Source organism: Novosphingobium sp. (assembly GCF_031424035.1).
GTDB lineage: Bacteria > Pseudomonadota > Alphaproteobacteria > Sphingomonadales > Sphingomonadaceae > Novosphingobium.
Window position 1 is genome coordinate 63025 of record NZ_JANPGP010000115.1, and the last position, 7866, is coordinate 70890.

A 7866-nucleotide genomic window follows, 5' to 3' on the forward strand; every position below is an offset into this window, starting at 1 on the left:
ACGCGCAATCGACATGGCGGCAATAATGGCAAGAATGCACGGGCCGATGAGGGAGAGACCATGAGCGAGCGCAAGGAATACCTGGGCGAACTGGCGCGCAACTGGCGCGTGCTCCTCGCGGCAAGCCTTGGCATGGCGGTCGGGCTGTCGATGTTCTCCTACATCACCTCGATCTTCGCGCCGTTCCTGATCAAGGACTTCGGCTGGACGCGGTCTACCTTTGCGCTGATCGGCTTCACCATGCTGGCGACCTTGCCGACCATGCCGATCGCCGGGCGGCTGACCGACCGCTACGGCGCCAAGCGCATGGCCACCCTCGGCGTGCTGCTGCTGCCTGCGGTGATCTGCCTGTTTGCCTTTCTCAAGGGCGATTTCCGGTATTATTTTGCCTGTTCGGCGGGCGTGCTGGTGGTCGGCTGCCTGACCAGCCCGGTGACCTATACGCGGCTGGTCGTTGAAAAGTTCGAGAACGCCCGCGGCCTCGCGCTGACCATCGTGATGAGCGCCCCCGCGCTAACCGGGATCATCGCGCCGCCGTTCATCACCAGCTACATTGGCGAACACGGTTGGCGCTCGGGCTATCTGGTGCTGGCGGGGATCGTGCTGGTTGGCGGGCTCACAGCTGTTGCGCTGATCCCCAAGGGCAGCGGCGCGGCGCCGGTGCGCGCCAAAGCGGTAGCAGGCGCGCCAAAGGAACGGCATTTCCGCGAAGTGCTGGGCAGCCCCGTGTTCTGGGCGATCTTCGCAGGGGTGCTGCTGACCACGATTCACACCCCGCTTCACGGCTCGCAATTCGTGCTGCTGATCAAGGAGCAGGGATTTGATGCGATGGCGGCGGCGCGGATGCTGCAGGTCTATTCGCTGGGCACGCTGATCGGCCGGATCACCTGCGGGCTGGCGCTCGATGCCTTTCCCTCGCGCATTGTCGCCACCGTATCGATGGTCCTGCCCGCCTTTGGCCTAGCGTTGCTTGCCGGTCCCGTCGACACCACCTGGGCAGTGGCGATCGCCGTGTTCCTCGTCGGGGTAACCGTGGGGGCAGAGGGTGACTTGCTCTCGTTCCTCGTCGGGCGTTTCTTCCGCATCGAGGTGTTCGGCACCGCGCTGGGCCTGTGCTACTGCGCGCTTTACATCGCCTCAATCAGCGGGGTGCTGCTCAACAGCCGGCTGCTCGCGGCCTATGACACGTTCACGCCGTTCCTCTGGATCACCTCGGTTCTGGTGCTGTTCGGCAGCTTGCTGTTCCTGCGCTTGCCAAAGGAAGCCGCCGTGCCCAAGAGCGAAGGATCATGATTTACGACAAGCCCGTCCGCTCGACCGCCAATCCCTCGCCGCTGCGCCGCGCCGGATCGATCCGGCGGACCTCAAGCCTCGATGTCACTTGGCCCAATGGCAGCGTGGACCTGCGCCGGTTCGAAGGCCGCTCGCGCGATGTGATCAAGGGCGCGGACGGTGCGGACAGCGTTCGGGCAGAGGCGCGACTTAGTGCTGACCTCGATTTCGACCGAAAGATTATCGCCATCAGCGCCGATCCCGCGCCGCCGCAGTTGCAGCAGCTCATCGGCCAGAAGGGCGGCGGCCACCTGCGCGTATTCATGCGCGATCTGCTGCCCGACCTGATTGCACAGGCACACCCGCTTTACCTGCTACTCGATGATATTTCCGGCACCAGCCTCGTGTCGAACTGGGGCTGGTCGCAGTGGGGTGAGGACTGGCTGGCGAAAATGCAGGGCGTGACCGGCGCGGTGAACATGGCCGAGATGCTGGCCGAGCGGACCAATGTCTGCTGGGGGTTTCAGCCCGGATTTTCCTCGCACGATCCCGATACCCGGATCAGTGACCATATCGCTGCCGATGGCAAGGAGCTACGCAATCCCGCCGATCCCGATGGCTGGCACGCTTTCCCCGTATCCGAAGGCGTGTCCTTCCGCCGCGCGCGCCGGATCGACGTGTGGCGGGAAGCCGATGCCGTTCGCGTCGAGGCTTCGTTCCAGGATTCGGCCCCGCGTCCCGATGGCGGGCGGGCGGCGTTGCACGAATATATCCTGCACGTGGCGCTCGATCCGGTGACGCGGGTGATCGCCAGCCTTGAAGCCGAACCGCGCGTGCTGCCGTTCCGCGAATGCCCGGGCGCCATTGCCAATGCCAAGGCGCTGGTCGGAACGCCGATGGACGCGATCCGCGAGGCCGTGCTGGAGCGGCTGCGCGGCCCGGCAGGCTGCACGCATCTCAATGATGCCTTGCGCTCACTCGCAGATGTACCGCAGCTCGTCGCGGCGCTGGACGCACAGGCAGTCGCAACGGCCTGACAGCGATTGGCGCATCTCCCACAGCCGCCTAGTCTGGTGGCAACAAGGGAGAGTGCCATGTCCACCGCCGCACCGCTGATCATCGATGCCGATACCCACCTGACCGAACCGCACGACCTGTGGGTCAAGCGTGCGCCCGCTGCCCTGCGTGACCGGGTGCCGCAGGTGAAGATGCTGAACGGCCAGCGGTGCTGGGTGATCGATGGCAACCAGTCGATCGGCCACGGCGCGCATCCCAACAGCGCGGTGCTGAAAGAGGGCGGCAAGATCCGCGATCTCGACACCTTCCTGAAGGTGCAGTTCGAAGAGGTTCACGCAGGCTCGTCCTCGGTCAAGGAACGCCTCGCGCTGATGGACGAGGCAGGGATTTTCGCCCAGATCGTTTATCCCAACATCCTCGGCTTTGGCGGTCAGGCCTCGGCCCGCGTCGATCCTGAACTGCGGCTCGCCTGCGTGCAGATCTACAACGATGCCATGGCCGAACTGCAGGAAGAAAGCGGTCAGCGGCTGTTCCCGATGGCTTTGCTGCCGTGGTGGGACGTCAAGCAGGCCGTGGCGGAAACCGAACGCTGCATCGCCATGGGCCTCAAGGGTATCAACATCAATTCTGACCCGCACACCAGCAATGACGAAGACGGGAAGCAGATCCCCGACCTTGGCACCGAACACTGGTTCCCGCTGTGGGAGGTGTGTGAGGACAAGAAGCTGCCGATCAACTTCCATATCGGTGCCAGCGAGACCGCTATCGACTGGATGGGCAAGCAGGGCTGGCCCAGCCTGCCGCGCGACCTGCGTTCGGGCATTTCGGGTGCGATGATCTTCTTCAACAACGGCGCGGTGATGTCGAACCTGATCTATTCGGGCATCCTCGACCGCTTCAAGGGGCTGCAATTCGTCTCGGTTGAAAGCGGCATCGGTTGGGTGCCGTTCCTGATGGAAGCGCTCGATTACCAGCTTGCCGAAATCGCCGAGACCAAGGGATTCGAGAAGAAGCCCAGCGAATACTTCCGCAGCAACTTCCACGCCTGCTTCTGGTTCGAGCAGGGCAAGAACATGGCCGACATGGTTCGCCGCGTCGGGGTGGAGAACTGCCTGTTCGAAACCGACTTCCCGCATCCCACCAGCCTGTGGCCGGTCGACAACCTTGAGGAACGCACCGGCGCTCTGACAGTGGACGAACGCGCCAAGGTGCTGGGACTGAACGCGGCGAAGCTCTACGGGATCGAAGTCTGAGAAGAGTCGGACCCCTGAGTATCAAATTCAATTTGCCGTCATCCCGGGCTTGACCCGGGATCCAGCTTTCTTCGGCAGACGTCGAAAAGGCAGCTGGACCCCGGGTCAAGCCCGGGGTGACGGAAGGTTGATAAGGGGCTTTTCTCTGGAAAGTGATTTTCTGCCGGCAGGGCAGAAATTCAGCGCATCAAGAACACGCCGATCTTCACGGCAAAGCCACTCCCGCTCATGTCCGGCACCAGCGTGCCCACATAAACGCCGTGATTAAGCCAGGCATGGGGTCCTTCGGGGGCAATAAACCGCGGGGTGGTGATCATCATCACGCCGTCCTCGCCCGGCTGGCCGACGCGGGTAGTTGCCGCGTTGAAGATCTGGATGATCGAGCCATCGTCAGCGCGCAGGGCATAGCGCGCCTCGACCGTCGCCACGCCGTTTTCGCGCATGATCGACCAGTCCGCGCCCGGCATGACCGTGCCACTCAGCCGAGGCCCGGAAACCGTGCCGCCGACAATCGGGATCATCCGCGCCTTGCCGCCGTCGATCGTGCCCATGTCTTCGGGCGGCGAGCATTCAGCGATGATTTCGAACAGCAGTTCGGCCTGCGGCACGCCGTCCAGGCTCATTCCTCGTTCACCCCGTGGCTGGCCGAAGTGCCGTGCCGCATCTGCCCTGGCGACATGCCGAAGAAGCGGGCGAAGCGCCGGCTGAAGGCGGCCTCCGACTGGTAACCGACGCGCCCGCTGATCTCGGCGATCTTGATGCGGCTGTTCTGCAGCAGTTCGCCGGCGGCGTGCATGCGCTTTTCGGTGAGCAATTCCATCGGGGTCTGGCCTACCTCCGAAGTAAAGCGCGCGGCGAAACTCGACCGGCTCATGCCCACCTTGCGCGCCATGCGTTCGACCGACCACTCACTGGCGATATCGGCATCGATCAGCTGCAGCGCGTGGGCAATCGGATCGGCCGAGGCGGACATGCGGAACAGCAGCGGGCACTGCGGATGGTTGCGCAGGGTGATCGCCAGCCACAGCGCCGCCAACCGCGTGAGCAGCGCGGTCGATCCCGCGCCCACCGAAAAGCGTTGCAGCGTTTCGGTGCGTACGACGTTAAGCTCGTTGCCCAGCACCTGCTCCTCGATGCGGACCGAGGCCGGCATGGCGGTGCGGCGCAGGCCGGCGGGCCATGTCACCTTGAGCCGCGCGCACAACACCTTTGCAGCTAGAGGCCCGGTGCCAATAGTAAAGGTCGGCGGCGTATCCACCGCCTGCTCGTGGCGCAGGAAATCGAGCACCACAGTCGGGCTGTCCGCTTCGGAACGGATGGCATGAGCCTCACCAGACAGGACGATCTGCACCTGTCCCTGGCCAACCTCGATTGTGCCGCCAGCGACCCCGGCAATGCGGACGCTGCCTTTGATCACGCCGTAGAAGGCGACCCCGTCGTCTCCGGGCAGGTTGAACCCGGCCGATCCGCGCAGTTCGACGATGCACCAGGTCTGGCCGCGTAGATCGAGCAGATTGAGGAAATCGGACAGCGACCACCCGTCGCTGCGGCTGCGCTCAGGGGGCGCAGCGCTGGGCTGGAATTCAGCAATCTCCCGTGCGGCTATCATGGCCGACCTCCGTCATTGGTGTGCGGATATGGTCAGCAAGCTATGGCGAACGTCTGATCGGCGCAATCACTCGTCCATTGTGCTGGACGATCTGCAAAAGAAATCGGCCTTTTCGATGCCATTCGTCCTGATTCTAGGTCAGGCGCGGCCCACGCTGTGGTAGGTGAAGCCCTGCGAGCGGACATCGGCGGGTTCATAGACGTTGCGCAGGTCGACCAGCACCGGCTCCCGCATCTGGGCTTTCAGGCGCCTGAAATCGAGCGCACGGAAGGCGTCCCATTCAGTGACGATGACCACCGCGTCGGCCCCCTCGGCGGCGGCATAGGCATTGCCGCGCATGGTCACCGCAGGCATCAGCGGCTGGGCCAGTTCCATGCCCTCGGGGTCATAGCCGGCCACGTCCACCCCGGCATCGGCGAGCGTCTGGGCAATCGCGATCGACGGGGCATCGCGCATGTCGTCGGTGTTGGGCTTGAAGGTCAGGCCGAGCAGCGCAACCTTCTTGCCGCGCGCGACCTCTGCGCCGCCAAGGGCGTCGATCACCTTGCGGCCCATCGCGCGCTTGCGGCTGTCATTCACCTTGACCACGGATTCGACGATGCGCAGCGGGCTGTCATAGTCCTCGGCCGTCTTGAGCAGGGCCAGCGTGTCCTTGGGGAAGCACGATCCACCATAGCCCGGCCCGGCGTGGAGGAACTTCGCTCCGATGCGCCCGTCCATACCGATGCCGCGCGATACGTCCTGCACGTCGGCGCCGACCTTTTCGCAGAGGTCGGCCATCTCGTTGATGAAGGTGATCTTGACCGCGAGGAAGGCGTTGGCCGCATATTTGATAAGTTCCGACGAACGCCGGCTGGTGAACAGGATCGGCGCGCGGTTGAGGAACAGCGGGCGATAGACCTCGCGCATCACATCGCGCGCCCATTCATCATCGCTGCCGATGACGATGCGGTCGGGGCGCTTGAAATCGCTGATCGCCGCGCCTTCGCGCAGGAATTCGGGGTTGGAGGCGACGGCAAAGCGCACGCCGGGCGCAAATTCCCGCAAGATGCGCTCAACCTCGTCGCCGGTGCCCACCGGAACGGTCGACTTGGTGACGACAACGGCGTCATTGGCCAGGTGCGCGCCAACTTCCTCGGCCACGGCATAGACGTAGGACAAGTCGGCATGGCCGTCGCCGCGGCGGCTCGGCGTGCCCACCGCGATGAAGATCGCGCCGGCATCGCGGATCGCCTCAGGCAGATCGATGGAGAAGGTCAACCGGCCCGCCTTGACGTTGCTGGCGACGAGTTCGGCCAGCCCCGGCTCATAGATCGGCATGATCCCGGCATTGAGGCTTTCGATCTTGGCAGGGTCCTTGTCGATGCAGACCACGTCATGACCAAAATCGGCAAAGCACGCGCCCGAAACAAGGCCGACATAGCCCGATCCGACCATGGCAATCTTCATGCGAAACGTTCCTTGTTCGGCCCCAGCCGGGCCCTAGGCAGCATCACGGACGCGGGTGCGGATATCGCCCCCGTCATCGGCGGTTTCGATCAACCAGCGGGTGCTGCCTTCCAATCCCAGCGCGGTCAAGCGGCCGGACTGGTAGGCCCCGGTATCGATGCCGATGCGGTTGGCCAGAACCTGCGCTTCTTCAGTAATCGAGTGACCGTGGACAACCACGAAACCGTGATCGCCGACATGCGACAGGAACGGCTCGCGAATCCAGCGAAGGTGGCCGGTGCGCTGCTGTTCGATGGGCAGGTCCGGATGGATCCCGGCGTGGACGAACAGGTAATCGCCGATCTGGATCGTGTCTTCGAAACCGGCGAGGAAATCGACATCCTCCTGCGGCACGGCCTGACGCATCATGGCCTGCAGATCCTCGACCTCGGCAGCGAGATAGTCGTTGGCGGCGATGGGATAGGAAAGCAGGGTTTCACGGCCGCCATAGCGGATAAAGTGCCGCAGTGATTCGACGCTATCCAGCGAATCGAGGAACATTTCCTCGTGATTGCCGGCGATGAAGCGCACGTGGCGCTGCTGCGACCACAGGCGCGCTGCCTTGATCACCCCGGCACTGTCAGGCCCGCGGTCAACCAGATCGCCGAGCAGGATCACGGTGGTATCGGCAGGGCCGCGCGCGCGGTCATCCGCCTCGATTGCTTCGGCCAGGCTGACCAGCAAGTCCAGCCGTCCGTGGATGTCGCCAACCGCATAGACACGCTGGCCGGCGGGGATGGCGGCCTTCACGGGCTCCGGACGGGCGGAGAAGAGGTTGCGTAGCGCTTTGATCATGGCGGGGTATGGGGTGGGCCTATAAGCCTTGCGCCATAGCGAGGCAACTTTGCCGCGCGATGAACTGATCTGCCCCGACGGCCATAGTTGCACAAAGGACACATGGCGGAAGCATGTCTGCTCACTAGGGACGTTTTGGTCTTGTGCAATGCAGCAATTCCATGTCACCAAGGTGTCACCGGATTGAGCGGGGCCCAAAAAATGAGGTCCTCCGTGAAGGTGCAGGTGGGACGAAGCAAATTTAACAACCTGAGGGATTTGTCATGCTTACGTCCATTCGCGGTGTTCTCGCCGCAACGGCCCTTACGGGCGCTCTTATTGCTGCGACCCCGGCATTTGCCGACGAGACCGATCCGCCCAAGGACGTCACGATCACCGGCAACGTCGCTTTCGTGACCGATTACCGCTTCCGCGGCCTCTCGCTTTCGGGCG

The 7866-nt window shown here is 63.7% G+C and carries 7 protein-coding genes; 3 read left to right on the forward strand and 4 right to left on the reverse strand.

The window, feature by feature from the left end; genetic code table 11:
* Positions 1-60: 60 nt before the first annotated feature.
* From RMO89_RS16040 to RMO89_RS16050, 3 genes are read left to right on the forward strand one after another with little or no spacing between them, the layout of a single operon-like run.
* Positions 61-1293 carry an MFS transporter gene (locus RMO89_RS16040; RefSeq protein ID WP_310534380.1) on the forward strand — a complete coding sequence of 411 codons (1233 nt, stop codon included), beginning with the start codon at positions 61-63 and terminating at the stop codon, positions 1291-1293.
* Positions 1290-2309: a DUF2889 domain-containing protein gene (locus tag RMO89_RS16045; protein WP_310534381.1), complete on the forward strand. Its 1020-nt coding sequence runs from the start codon at positions 1290-1292 to the stop codon at positions 2307-2309. Before RMO89_RS16040 ends, RMO89_RS16045 begins: the two co-directional genes overlap by 4 nt.
* A gap of 57 nt (positions 2310-2366) precedes the next feature.
* A complete protein-coding gene (locus RMO89_RS16050; RefSeq protein WP_310534383.1) occupies positions 2367-3542 on the forward strand; it encodes an amidohydrolase family protein in 1176 nt (391 codons plus the stop codon).
* A 179-nt stretch (positions 3543-3721) separates the two neighbouring features.
* Here the strand turns inward: RMO89_RS16050 and RMO89_RS16055 are convergent, their stop codons facing one another.
* From RMO89_RS16055 to RMO89_RS16070, 4 genes are all read right to left on the reverse strand, one after another.
* Positions 3722-4165 (reverse strand): DUF3237 family protein, encoded by a 444-nt coding sequence (locus RMO89_RS16055; protein WP_310534384.1) that lies wholly within the window; start codon positions 4163-4165, stop codon positions 3722-3724.
* Positions 4162-5151, reverse strand: a complete 990-nt coding sequence (locus RMO89_RS16060) for an AraC family transcriptional regulator (RefSeq protein ID WP_310534385.1) — start codon at positions 5149-5151, stop codon at positions 4162-4164. The genes RMO89_RS16055 and RMO89_RS16060 overlap by 4 nt, the downstream gene beginning before the upstream one ends.
* Positions 5152-5289: 138 nt before the next feature.
* Positions 5290-6600, reverse strand: a complete 1311-nt coding sequence (locus RMO89_RS16065; protein WP_310534387.1) for a UDP-glucose/GDP-mannose dehydrogenase family protein — start codon at positions 6598-6600, stop codon at positions 5290-5292.
* A 33-nt stretch (positions 6601-6633) separates the two neighbouring features.
* Complete coding sequence (locus RMO89_RS16070; RefSeq protein ID WP_310534388.1) at positions 6634-7434, reverse strand: metallophosphoesterase family protein; 801 nt, start codon at positions 7432-7434, stop codon at positions 6634-6636.
* Positions 7435-7866: the final 432 nt, after the last annotated feature.